The following is a 12719-nucleotide window of genomic DNA, read 5'->3' as shown; positions in this document are numbered from 1 at the left end:
AAAAAACCTGATTACAACTAGTATTCTCCTGCTCACCGTTGTGCATAGGTAAATTGCCTAAGACAAACACTTATGCCTTTAAGTCATGCTAAGGGAGATATTCGGATCTTATGTATTAAAAGACAGTGCACTCATCGGCACGGCCACACTAAACTCACATGGTGAGATTCTTACAGCCAACACCAAACTAGCCAAGCTACTTGAAGCTCCGATTGATGCACTTATAGGAAGAAAAATCACAGAAGTACTACCAAACATACAGCTGGATAACTCTCGTGCAGGCACTCATGAAGGCAGCTACTTAGGCGCTACACCTTCTGGCAAATTCCTCGATTTGGTTTTCAGCTTCAACAATGCCTGCATGAGTGACTCAGCACAAGACTGCTGTCTTTTTGTGATAGAGCGCTCTCCTTCACAAACTTCTACTCCTTCAAGTGTAAGTTTTTTGATGAAATCAAAAAGTACGGCATTTGTCCTTATTGGTGACAATGACAGGATTTTAGACATCAATGACAAAGCCTGCCGTATCCTAAAGACCCGTAAAAGCGAAGCCCTTCACAACAGTCTATCAGCGCTAAACGTGGTTATTCCATATTTATCAGATCCTCAGGCACAACAGCGTCTCGGACAAGCAGAGTACATAGAGCATCTGGAAGGCAAATTATACCTGGATTCGGGAAATCGCTATTTGTCGATCAACATAGATCAAATTGACGAGCCCGGTTCAAGCTTATGGCTATACACCATTCGCGACATTACAGATGAAAAACATCAAGCTTCCAGCATCAGAAAAAATGACAAGCATTTTAGAAATTTATTTAACCATGCTTCAGACGGTATTTTTATAAATGATGCAAAAGGAAACTTCATTGATGTAAATGCTGCAGGCTGTATGCTGTGTGGCTATACGAAATCGGAAATCATTGGTAAAAATCTCCGCGACTTTGTCGAGCAACTGGATGAAGGCCCCTGGCTAATATCAGAAGAGGATGCTCAAGAGAGGTCTCTGCAGTACCGAAGCGTCACTAAAAAAGATGGCTCCAAAATAATGGTGGAAGTAAGTGTGTCTGAGGTGAATGGTGTTTTCCAGTCTATTATCAGAGACGTTACCAAACAGAAGCAAGCAGAACTCACCATTAAAAAGCGTGAACACCTACTTCGAGAAGTAGGTAGAATCGCAAAAATTGGCGGATGGGAATACCACCTGGAAAGCCAGGAGCTTATTCTGGAGTCGGGATTTACTATTTCTAAGGAAATAAGTGGTAGCCATACTATCCCGAGAAATCAGTGGCATTCCTTCTTTACTGAAGCTGGAGCTGAGGTTTTCGACCATTATCTGGATGAGTGCGTAAACACTCAAAATTCCTTTTCCTTTGAAATTGAACTCTCTAAAATCGGAGCTCCAGGCACGTGGATTCGTATTATAGGACAACCATTGATAGAGCAAGGTAAGCTGGTATTGATTCAAGGTACCATGCAGGACATATCTGAACATAAAAGCGCTCGTAAGGCAATCCTCAAAGAGAAGTCGCTTTCAGAGCAACTGCTTAACAGCCTTCCGGGAGTGTTTTACCTGTTTACTACAGAAGGACAGTACAAAAGATGGAATCAAAACTTACTCGATGTAAGTGGCTATACAGATCAAGAAATGCTATCTCTACATCCACTCCAACTCTTTAGTGAAGAAGAGGGACCGGTTATAGCCGAAAGGATAGCTAATGTGTTTAAGACTGGAGAGGACTTTGTAGAGGCTGAGTTAGTGTCCAAAGATGGCACCAAAACGCCTTATTATTTTACTGGCAAAGCAGTCGAATATGATGGTGAGCCCTGCCTTATGGGTGTTGGGACAGACATAAGTGCGAGGAAACATTTTGAAAATCTACTCGAAGAAGCAAACAAACAGCTAAATGCAGCACAAAGCATCGCCAAACTAGGCTACTGGGAATGGAACCGCCAAAGCAAATCCGTGCATTGGACCAAGGAAATGTACAACATCTGTGGGGTAGATCCTACCGCCAACCCTTTACAGGATAAGGAGTTCATGGATTGCGTTCACCCAAAAGATCGGAAATTAATATCCCTCACTTTTGATAAAGTCTTCAAAACACAAAAATCAACCAGTATAGAGTTTGCCTTTAAAACTTCGGAAGGTCTGAAAAAACACCTGAAAGCACAGGTCATCCCCTATACTGCAGACGGAATGATCACCAAGTTAGAAGGAACCTTACAGGATATTAGTGAACGTACCGAGAGAGAGTTGAAACTACAGGAATCCCAGCAAAGGTTTCACCTAATAGCTCAAACTACTAATGATGCATTATTTGAATGGAATCCCCTACTGAACAAAGCATGGTGGAGTGATAGCCACTTCCAGCTATTTGGATTCGATCCCCAGTTAGGTGTACCTTCTTTTGCAAGTTGGCTGGACAAAATTCACCCGGATGACCGTGATATGGTAGTCTCGTCGGTAGATAAGTTTATCAATGGCAAAATGCAAAGCCTTAAAACTGAAATCCGGCTTCCACTAGGCAATGGAAAAAATAGAATATTGTTGCTGCGATGTTTTGTATCTACAGAAAACCAACGCTTTAAAATAATCGGTGCATTTATAGACATCACCCATGAAAAAGAACACGAAGAAGCTATAAGGCTATCTAACGAACGCTACGAACTGATTGGCAAAAGCACAAACGACGCTATATGGGACGTAAATTTATCAGACGGTGTAATTACAGGAAACGACCAGCTCTACAAGCTCTATGGAGTAAAAACCGACACTCATCTCACCGCAGATGATTTTTTCAACCGCCTTCATCCCGATGATGTGGACAAAATCAAAGCCCGCGAAAAGAAATCAACGGAGGAGCAAAGAGCTTCCATTTCCAACGAATACCGCTTTAGAGTAGGTAATGAGTATCGAATTATCTTAGATCGGTTGTATCGAATATACGATGAAGATGGTACAGCAGTACGTTCGGTCGGAGCCATGCAGGACATTACCGAAAAGAAAAAAGCAGAAATAGAGCTTCAGGAACTTTCGAACAGACTGCTTCTGGCCACCACGTCGGCAAGTCTCGGCATTTTTGATTGGGATGTAGAAAAAGACACCCTGGTTTGGAATGAGTACATGTACGACATGTTTCAGTTAGATCCAGTTACATTTGATCATTCCTTCCAGAGCTGGCTAAATTGCTTCCACCCTCAGGATATTAAAAAATTCAACCAATGTACGCTTCTTGAAGATGGTGCAAAACACCACTTGAATAAAGTCATCCGAACGGTACATGAAAATGAAGAGGTACACTACATCGAAACTCATGCTGTACTCATCAAAGATGAAAATGGAAACACAAAATCGGTGATCGGCATTTGTAAGGATGTAACAGAAATCATGACTTCAGAGCAGAAGATCGCAAAAGCCATCATTCAAACTCAAGAGGAAGAACGGATGGAAACAGGACGTGAGCTGCATGACAACATTGTACAATTGCTGGTAGCCTCACTGATCAACCTTAATCATGCCTATGGCAAACTAAATGGAGAAGCCAAGCTCTTAGACAGGGCGCTGGAGTATATCCAATCTGCGATAGAGGACACCCGTAAGCTTTCACATCAGTTGGCTCCATCTAACATTAATGAATCCTCACTGGATGAAAACATTGCCAAACTGATAGAAGACATCAATACGGATGATAAATTCGAAACCTCTATGACCTGTAAGGTAGATAGCGATCAGGTAGTACCGCATGAAATCAAGCTAAATGTATACCGCATCGTCCAGGAGCAAATCAATAATATCATCAAACATGCAAAAGCTACCCGCATTGATCAATCGATCAAGATAACCCCTACGCTGGTAGAAGTCACCACTGAAGATAACGGCGTGGGTTTTGATCCAGAGGCAGTTTCTAAAGGCATTGGGCTAAACAACATTTCGCGACGTGTCAAAATTTTTGAGGGCGAATTGGAGATAGAAACAGCTCCTAACAAAGGGTGTAAAATGACCATCAAAATACCAATCAGCTAATCAAAAAGAGCATCAACTCGATCGGCTCCTTCACTCATAGAGTAGTTGCTGTGCTTCGGCTCTTAAAAATTCGGTCCTATCGAATCGCCCTGTATGAAGGCCTTTGATTCGGCTATCTTGGCTACATTCAAATTAGGCACAAATGATAAACGACACCATATCGTCATATCCATCAACAGCTCAAAATGACTCAACCTACACCCCACAAAATGACTATTCACCCCAATACACGAAATCAGATTTTCACGAAAGTGTACGTAACTCGATAAATGCTGACCAGCAAGACTTCATACACCTTCCAGAAAATAGTCTAAAAATGAACAGTAGAAAGTATCCAAATCAACATACAAGAATGCTTTCTGAGTTATGCCATTCGGCCAAAATGGTTTGCTGGGAATACAAAAAATCCACCGATGAGCTATTCATTGTTTCGGGTATAGATTCACTACCGCTTTACAACGGCCACCAGCAACTAATGCTAATGGACCTACCCTATGCCCTTCCACCGATGATTGGGAATCAGCTAATTTCTCAAATTAGAGAATGTATTGGGACGCAAAGTGATTTTTCAACTGAAGTGGAATGCGACGGGTCCTGGTATAGCATCAAAGCAGACTACCATGATGACGAGCCAATGGTGTCTGGTCTTATAAATGATATTACATCAGAAAAAACACGTGAACTTGAGATGAAAGCAGATCTTGAGTTTTCTGAATCAATCATAGCCGCACTACCCGGGGTTTTCTACCTATTAGATGAAGAGGGCAATTACATACGTTGGAATAAAAATTTTGAAAAAGTATCGGGCTTCAGTGCTGAAGAAATCCTTACCGGTAAACCATTTGAAAATTTAGCAGATGAACACCGCGAGTATTTGACTAAACGCATGGATGACTTGTTTCAAAACGGAACAGCATCTGAAGAACTCCCTCTGATCACAAAAAAAGGAACAAAAATCCCGTATTTTTTTACGGGAAAGCGGCTCTTCCTTAATGGCCAGCAGTGCCTGATTGGCATGGGCAATGACATCAGTGAACTCGTAAAAACCAGGAAAAAGCTTGAAATAGCAGAGCAGTTTGCTAAAATCGGCTATTGGGAACTGGACCAGGAGCGACTTGAACTTACCTACTGGACACAAGGCATGTATGACATCCTGGAGACAGCCCCAGAAGATGGGATGGTGCCGCTGGAACAAATCATGACGAGAATTCATGATGAGGATAGGCATAGATTTGCATACCTGATCAGCAATATCGAACAAATAGACACTCAAACACTCACGCTCCGATACGTTACCCCTCGGGATACTATCAAGTACATCAACTTATCCATCTTTCGAAATCCAAACAATCCATACACTTTAGAAGGAGTTATACAAGACATCACAGAGGTTACCCTTAGAGACCTTAAAATCAAAAAAATTCAGGAGCGTTTTAACCTCATCGTACAAGCTACTACAGATGCCATTTTTGATTGGAACCCAGTAACCGATTATGCGTGGTGGAGTGATAGCCATTATGAACTTTTTGGCTATCAAAAGTCAGATCCATTGCCAGGGTTTGAAAAGTGGCTAGAACACATCTACCATCCCGATCAGGACCTGGTGCGAAACGCTGTAAACGAAATGATCAGCGGCATAAGAACCTCTTGGAATGAAGAAATACGATTGGTTGGTGAGGACAATCAGCTAAAGACACTCCTTGTGAATTGTTTTACCATGGGAGCGAGTAAAGGTATTCGCATCCTGGGCTCTTTCATAGACATTTCCAGGCAAAAGCAAAATGAGCAAGCGCTACTGGACACCAACAAGCGCTACGAACTAATCACCAAAGCCACTCAGGATGGCATATGGGACTGGAATATCTCCACCGACACCATCACTGGAAACGACAGGCTCAGAGAGCTCTATGAAAGTAAAAAGCAACATTTAGAAATCAATGACTTCATAGAACGTATCCACCCGGAAGACAGAAAGCGTGTAGAAAGCGACCTGTCAAGCGCTCTAAATAACAGGAAAAACGCTATCACTGAAGAGTATAGATTCAAAACCAAAGATCATTATAGAATCATTCAGGACAGAGCGTACATCGTATATGATGAAAATGGTGCTCCCAAGAGGATGATGGGTGCCATGCAGGACATTACCATGCAGCGTGAATCAGAGCGAGAACTTCAGGAACTTTCTAACAGGTTGTTGTTGGCTACATCTGCTGCAAACCTCGGAATATTTGATTGGAAAATCGAAGAAAACCACCTTGTAATCAATGAGTTCACACATGAGATGTTTGAGCTAAACCCAATTGATTTCGACCATAAAATCGAATCATTGGTGCAAAAAATCCACCCTTCGGACACCTCACAGCTAGATTTTCTTCATAAAGCAGAACTCCAAGCGTATCACCACATTCGCAAGACTGTTCGTGTGCTGAAATCAGACGGCACATTGCAACATATAGAACTGCATATGATAGTGCTAAGAAATGAATCTAATAATCCGGAATCATTAATAGGTGTATGTCGTGATATTACTGAAACGATCAATGCAGAACAACAAATAGCCAAAGCCATCATCCAGACCCAGGAACAAGAGCGCATGGAAACTGGCCAGGAGCTGCATGATAACGTCATACAGACTTTGGTAGCTTCCATGATGAACCTCACCTATGCAGAGGATAAAATAGAAGGTCCTAAGCACCTTTTGGCCAATGTAAAAGAATTGATCTCTACCGCTATTAATGATAGCCGCAAACTATCTCACAGGCTCTCGCCATCGTATCTGATCAACCTCAGACTGGATGAAGCCATCAACAACCTGATTTCTGGTCTGGAAGGCAGTGGTGAGATTGCCTTTTATACCACATACAAACTTCCAAAAGAGGCGCCTATCACCGATGAGCTAAAGCTGAATATTTATAGAATTGTACAAGAGCAGATCAGCAACATCATCAAGTATGCAAAGGCTTCCAAAGTATGGGTGAAGGTTTCTGAAGAAAACAATAGAGTAAGGTTGGAGACCAAAGACAATGGCAATGGATTTGATGTAAATCAAACAAAAAATGGAATCGGACTGAACAATATTTCCCGGAGGGTAAAAGTCTTCGGAGGCGACATTGATATCCAGTCTGCTCCAGGCAAAGGCTGTAAAATCATTATAGAGATACCATATAGCAATGGTTAAGCGAGGAAGGAATGAGGCTGTCTCAAAAATCAAATCCTGACAATCAGGACTATTGGTTACTGAGACAGCCTCCCTTCTTATATCATATGCTCATCTCAGTCAAAGCACGCATCTTGTTTATTAACCTGGCAGACTCTTCAAAATCAAGTGTCTGCTGACCGTCCGAAAATGCTTCCTGTGGTTTATCATGTATTTCAAAAATCACTCCGTCAGCACCTGCTACCGTAGCAGCCAATGCCACAGGCTCCACATGATCTCTGATGCCTATACCATGTGATGGATCCGCAATCACAGGTAAATGTGTTTTTTCTTTTAGAATCGGAATAGCATTGATATCAAAGGTGTTTCTTGACGCTTTTTCATACGTGCGAATACCTCTTTCGCAAAGGAGTAAATTCTCATTTCCTCCAGAAAACACATACTCCGCACTGTAGAGCAGCTCATCGATAGTACCCGAAATGCCACGCTTAATCATCACCGCTTTATCCACCTTCCCCAGCTCATCCAGCAGGTTAAAGTTTTGGGTGTTTCGCGCACCTACCTGAAAGATGTCTACATAGTCATACATCTCTGCTATCTGTGACACCTGCATCACCTCGGTGACAATCTTGATCCCGGCAGCTTTAGCAGCCTCATGCCACATTTTCAAGCCATCTATGCCCATACCTCTGAAAGAATACGGCGAACTTCGCGGTTTGTAAACTCCCCCACGCATGATTTTTACATCATTGGCCTTTAGGTGATCTATGGTCTTTTGGATGTTTTCCTCTCCTTCGATACTGCATGGCCCTGCCATCATGGCAAAGTGCCCATTACCGATGAGCACGCCATCACCCAGGTCTATGGTGGTTCTATTTACTTTCCACTTGCGTGAAACCAGCTTAAAATCATCGGAGACAATGTGTATGTCCTTGATGCCGGGCAGATGTCCTATGTTACGTACATCAAATTGCTTTTTCCCAATGCCGATGATATATTCTCCCTTCTGGGTTTTTACATCGTTGGTTTTGTATTTCAAAGCACTCACCTGTGCCTTAAGGGCATCACGCTGCTCATCAGTGATACTGGACTCTAACTGAATAATCATTATTTGGGATGTTTAATGTTTTTTACAAATGATTGGATAGCCGCTGCACTGCTGTCATTGGCGATCTGTTTGATAAATGCACTACCTACTATTGCTCCATCGGCAAACTCACAAGCTTTTTCAAATGACTCATTGTTGGATATACCGAATCCTATCAGTCGCTTGTTTGCCAGCTGTAAGGATTTGATACGCTCAAAATATGCAATCTGCTCGTTCGTAATTCCACTCTTGGCGCCTGTGGTGCTGGCGGATGATACCATGTAAATAAAGCCTTTACTTAGTTCATCAATTTTTCGAATTCTTTCGTCTGATGTCTGTGGCGTGATTAGAAACACATTGTACAAGCCATATTTTTCCAACACGTCTTTGTAGAGCTCTTCGTACTCATACATTGGCAAGTCGGGCAGTATCAATCCATCCACCCCTACTTCCTGACACCTGGCACAAAAACGCTCAAAACCATACTGCAAAACAGGGTTTATATAACCCATAAGTAATACCGGCACATCCACTTGCGGACGCAAGTCTTGAAGCTGCTCAAACAGCCGAGAAATGGTCATACCATTGGCCAATGCCTGTGTGGAACTCTCCTGAATGGTGGGGCCATCAGCCACAGGATCAGAAAACGGAAGGCCGATTTCTATTAAATCCACTCCTCCATCATTCAATGCTTTGGCAATAGGCAGTGTATCTTCCAAGGCTGGATAACCAGCCGTAAAATATACGTTGAGCAGTTGATTCCCTTTTTCCTTAAATGCTTGATCTATTCGATTCATTAATTTCTAGCTTTTGGATGGTGTCAATCAATATTTTCCCCACTTGATGTAGGTCTCCAGGTCCTTGTCTCCGCGCCCTGACAAATTCACTACTACGATATCATCGGATTCAAACGAAACCTTATGAAGCGCAGCGATGGCATGAGCACTTTCTACAGCGGGAATAATGCCTTCTGTCCTACTGAGCAGAACCCCAGCTTTCATGGCCTCTTCGTCTGTCACGCCTACAAAATCGGCTCTTCCAGAGTCAAACAAGTGCGCATGAAATGGACCTATACCCGGATAATCCAATCCAGCAGATATGCTATACGGCTCCACTACTTGTCCGTCATCCGTTTGCATCAAAATAGTACGGCTTCCATGGAGCACACCCTCACGGCCAAGGGCTGTGGTAGCTGCGGACTTTCCGGTATCATTTCCTAAGCCCGAAGCTTCTACAGCTACAAGTTTTACCTGCTCATCATCCAGGTAGTGGTAATAAGCCCCGGCGGCATTGCTACCTCCACCTACACAGGCTACTACACAGTCTGGAGAAGTTTTACCTTCTTTTTCTTCCAATTGCCACTTAATCTCTTCACTGATCACAGACTGAAACCGTGCCACCATGTCCGGATATGGGTGTGGTCCTACTACTGACCCGATGATGTAATGCGTATCCTGCGGGTTGTTGATCCAATGCCTCATGGCCTCATTGGTAGCATCTTTTAGGGTTTTACTGCCACTCTTTGCAGCACGCACTTCAGCCCCTAATATTTTCATCCGCTCCACATTGGGTTTTTGGCGTGCCATATCTATCTCCCCCATGTAGACTATGCAGTCAATCCCCATCAGCGCACATACGGTAGCCGTGGCCACTCCGTGCTGACCTGCACCTGTCTCTGCAATGATCCGCTTTTTGCCCAGAGCCTGAGCAAGTAATATCTGCCCAATGGTGTTGTTTACTTTGTGCGCCCCTGTATGACACAGGTCCTCTCGCTTGAGGTATACTTTAGCTCCTATAGTTTCAGACAGCCTGGCTGCATGGTACAGTGGAGTAGGCCTGCCTACATAGTCTTTGAGCAGTTGCTCAAAATCAGCCTTAAAAGCTGGCGTCTCTATTATTTCGAGGTAAGCGCTACGTAGTTCTTCCACATTGGGGTAGAGCATCTCAGGGATATAGGCTCCACCAAACTTACCAAAATAGCCACGCTCATCTACCAGATATTTTGACTTCACTTCACTCATAATAACTCTTTAAATGCTTTTACTTTTTCTATGTCCTTTAGAGCTGGACGTTGCTCAAAACGACTATTGATATCTACGGCATACAATTGGGGCAACTCCAGTGCTTTGATGGCTGCTATGTCGTCCAGATCAATGCCGCCACTCAAGAAAAAGGGTTTATTTAAGTGGTATGTTTTAAGAATCTCCCAATTAAACTTTTGACCACTCCCGCCATACTTAGGAGTTTTCGTGTCAAACAAAAAGAAATCAACAAACGGTTCGTAGGACTCCATCTGCGCTTCGGGAATGGAGTCTGTGACACTAAACACTTTTATTAGCCGGAAACCGGCTTCCTTCAGTGATCGCACATAGTCCACGCTCTCACTGCCATGCAATTGCAATAAGTCCAGCTGGCAGGATTCAGCCATTTCCTGCACCTTTTCCAATGTTTCATTTACAAACACACCTACTTTTTGTGCTTCCAATGTCACATCTGGAAAATCACTTACGTAGCGCGTGCTTTTAGGGTAAAATATGAACCCTATGAAATCGGGACCTATTTGATCCAATGCCTGTAAATTATCAGGCGCTCGCATGCCGCATACTTTGAGCTTCAGCTGTTTCATTTTCAGCCCGCTTGTAATGCTTTTATAGATTTCACGAACTCTCTACATGCCTTTTCAGGACTGCCTTTGTGCATAAAATACTCGCCTATCAGAAACCCTTCAAAACCATACTTCATCAGCTCTACAACTACTTCCGGGTCGTTGATTCCACTTTCAGAGACTTTCACAAATTCACTTGGTATCTTCTCTGCAAGCTCTTTTGAAGTATTGATATCAGTAGTGAATGTTTGCAAGTTGCGGTTGTTTACACCCAGCAGGTCTACATGCTCATTGATAGAGCGCTGTAGCTCATCCTCGTTGTGGACCTCCAGAAGCACCTCCATACCCAAAGAATGGGCAAATGCTCCGAGTCTTTTTATATCTTCTGGAGACAAAGCCGCAGCGATTAGCAGTATCACATCCGCACCAATAGATTTTGCTTCTACGATCTGGTATTCATCTATGATGAAGTCTTTTCGCAGAATCGGGCAAAAATTGTAACTACGTGCAGTAGTTAGGTCTTCGTTTTTCCCTCCAAAATATTTGGTGTCAGTAAGTACCGACAGCCCGGAAGCCCCCGCCTGCATGTAACCGATAGATGTACGCTCTATATCCGCACTTCCATTGATTACACCTTTGGATGGCGACTGACGCTTAAACTCAGCAATAATACCCACCTTGTCTTCACGCTGCACATATTTTTTAAGTGATACAGGCTTACCTGTGAAATAGGTGCTCTGTTCCAATAATTTTACCGGGTACAGGCTTTTGCGCTGAGCGACTTCTTCTTGCTTATCTGCTATAATCTGATCTAAAATATTCATTGGTTTGTCTGCAAGGTCTATGAGTTGACACTTATAAATTTCTTAAATGCATCCAGAGCTTTTCCGGATTTCAATGATGTCCGGGCTTGCTCGATTCCTTCCTGAATCGACACCTGCTTACCGGTAGCTATTGCCAGTCCGGAGTTGGCGATCACAGCTGCCTCTTGCGCTTCAGTGCCTTGCCCTTTCAGTACTCCCTGAAAGATCTTAGCACTTTCTTCGATGGTTTCACCTCCGTGGAGCTGTTCCTGGGTAAGGCGAGGCAGTCCTATGTCTTCTGGCTCAAATACTGCTTCTTGATCATTCGCAATAATTTTGAAACCACTAGTGAGCGATACCTCGTCATAACCGTCCAACGCATGGACAATTACAAAATTTTTGGATGTATTTTGGTACAAATACCCGTAGAGACGGGCCAGCTCAAGGCTAAAAACTCCCACCAATTGACTTTTTGGAAATGCGGGGTTTACCATAGGTCCAAGCATATTGAAGAATGTCTTGATCCCCAACTCCTTGCGAACAGGCCCTACATTTTTCATAGCTGGATGAAACAATGGCGCATGAAGAAAGCAAATACCGGATTCGTCCAGACTTCTCTTTATCTGATCTGTGTCATTGGTAAACTTTGCCCCCATGCTTTCCAGTACGTTAGAAGATCCGCTCACTGAGGAGACACCATAATTTCCGTGCTTTACCACGTGCTGCCCTGCGCCTGCCACCACAAAAGATGATAGCGTGCTGATGTTAAACGTATTTTTGCCGTCACCACCTGTACCACATAGGTCTATGGCGTTGTAATCATCAACGGGAACTTTTACGCAAAGCTCCAGCATAGCATCTCTAAAACCTTCCAACTCATCCACGGTGATGGTTCTCATCAGATACACTGTGAGAAATGCCGCCATCTGACTGTTGTTGTACTGACCGGTAGCCAGATTGGACAGTATCTGAAAGGCCTCTTCACGGCTGAGAGATTGATACTGAAACAGCTTGTTTAAAACTTCTTTCATTCTTTTTTA

Annotated in this window: 8 protein-coding genes; 2 read left to right on the top strand and 6 right to left on the bottom strand. The window is 43.3% G+C overall.

Translation table 11 applies throughout. The features are described 5' to 3' along the window. Positions 1–85 precede the first annotated feature (85 nt). Positions 86–4027: a PAS domain S-box protein gene (locus C7460_RS13375; RefSeq protein WP_115868619.1), complete on the top strand. Its 3942-nt coding sequence runs from the start codon at positions 86–88 to the stop codon at positions 4025–4027. A gap of 352 nt (positions 4028–4379) precedes the next feature. Beyond that, positions 4380–7205, top strand: a complete 2826-nt coding sequence (locus C7460_RS13370; protein ID WP_221409523.1) for a PAS domain-containing protein — start codon at positions 4380–4382, stop codon at positions 7203–7205. Between the two features lie 82 nt (positions 7206–7287). On the opposite strand, the gene aroF is transcribed toward C7460_RS13370, so the two are convergent. Genes aroF through trpD form a run of 6 tightly spaced genes read right to left on the bottom strand, consistent with a single transcriptional unit; the run spans position 7288 to position 12710 of the window. Next, a complete protein-coding gene (aroF, locus tag C7460_RS13365) occupies positions 7288–8292 on the bottom strand; it encodes a 3-deoxy-7-phosphoheptulonate synthase (protein ID WP_115868617.1) in 1005 nt (334 codons plus the stop codon). After that, positions 8292–9068, bottom strand: coding sequence for a tryptophan synthase subunit alpha (gene trpA, locus C7460_RS13360; RefSeq protein WP_115868616.1), 777 nt, complete (start codon positions 9066–9068; stop codon positions 8292–8294). Before trpA ends, aroF begins: the two co-directional genes overlap by 1 nt. Before the next feature lie 27 nt (positions 9069–9095). Next, positions 9096–10292, bottom strand: coding sequence for a tryptophan synthase subunit beta (gene trpB / locus C7460_RS13355; protein ID WP_115868615.1), 1197 nt, complete (start codon positions 10290–10292; stop codon positions 9096–9098). Further along, positions 10289–10897 (bottom strand): phosphoribosylanthranilate isomerase, encoded by a 609-nt coding sequence (locus tag C7460_RS13350; RefSeq protein ID WP_115868614.1) that lies wholly within the window; start codon positions 10895–10897, stop codon positions 10289–10291. Before C7460_RS13350 ends, trpB begins: the two co-directional genes overlap by 4 nt. A gap of 2 nt (positions 10898–10899) precedes the next feature. Beyond that, positions 10900–11700, bottom strand: a complete 801-nt coding sequence (gene trpC, locus C7460_RS13345; RefSeq protein ID WP_115868613.1) for an indole-3-glycerol phosphate synthase TrpC — start codon at positions 11698–11700, stop codon at positions 10900–10902. Between the two features lie 17 nt (positions 11701–11717). Continuing rightward, a complete protein-coding gene (gene trpD, locus C7460_RS13340; RefSeq protein WP_115868612.1) occupies positions 11718–12710 on the bottom strand; it encodes an anthranilate phosphoribosyltransferase in 993 nt (330 codons plus the stop codon). Between the last annotated feature and the right edge of the window lie 9 nt (positions 12711–12719).

Source organism: Marinoscillum furvescens DSM 4134, assembly GCF_003386095.1.
In the GTDB taxonomy this organism is placed as follows: domain Bacteria; phylum Bacteroidota; class Bacteroidia; order Cytophagales; family Cyclobacteriaceae; genus Marinoscillum; species Marinoscillum furvescens.
This window is presented reverse-complemented; position numbering and strand designations above follow the sequence as displayed.